Source organism: Protofrankia sp. Cas4, from assembly GCF_963555915.1.
Taxonomy (GTDB): domain Bacteria; phylum Actinomycetota; class Actinomycetes; order Frankiales; family Frankiaceae; genus Protofrankia.
This window is the reverse complement of the sequence record NZ_CAUVXL010000233.1, coordinates 20981-21475: the sequence shown is the minus strand read 5'-3', so window position 1 is coordinate 21475 and position 495 is coordinate 20981. Positions and strand designations below refer to the sequence as shown.

General features: G+C 67.5%; 1 protein-coding gene. It reads left to right on the top strand.

Annotated features, from left to right (window positions below; all coding sequences use genetic code 11):
* Positions 1–495: hypothetical protein (locus tag U9979_RS20890; RefSeq protein ID WP_322780706.1), on the top strand; the 495-nt coding region annotated here is incomplete at both ends.

Here is a 495-nt window from a genome sequence, read left to right as displayed (position 1 = left end):
GGCCGGCTGACCCAGGTGGCCGATACCCGTGCCTACGGCGGCCCGGCGATCTGCTCTACCCAGCAATACACCTATGACATCGAGTCCAACCGGACCAGTCTGGTCAACCATCCCGACGCCGGGGGGAACCCGACGAGTGGGAACTGCTCGTCGACCACCACCGCCGATTTCACGTTGAACTCCACCTACGATCAGGCCGACCGGCTGACGAACACCGGCTACACCTACGATCTGTTCGGCCGCACCACGGCGCTGACGGTTGCCGGTGGGGCGTCGGCGAGTGTCGGTTACTACGTCAACGACATGGTCGCCTCCCAGACCCAGGGCTCGACCAGCCGCAGCTACGCCCTCGACCCGGCCCGGCGGATCCGCTCCTGGACGCAAGGCTCGACCACGTCGACGAACCACTACGCCGACGGCGGGGACAGCCCGGCGTGGATCGGGGTGTCCGACGGCACCTGGACGCGGAACATCACCGGGGATCGGCGGGGATCT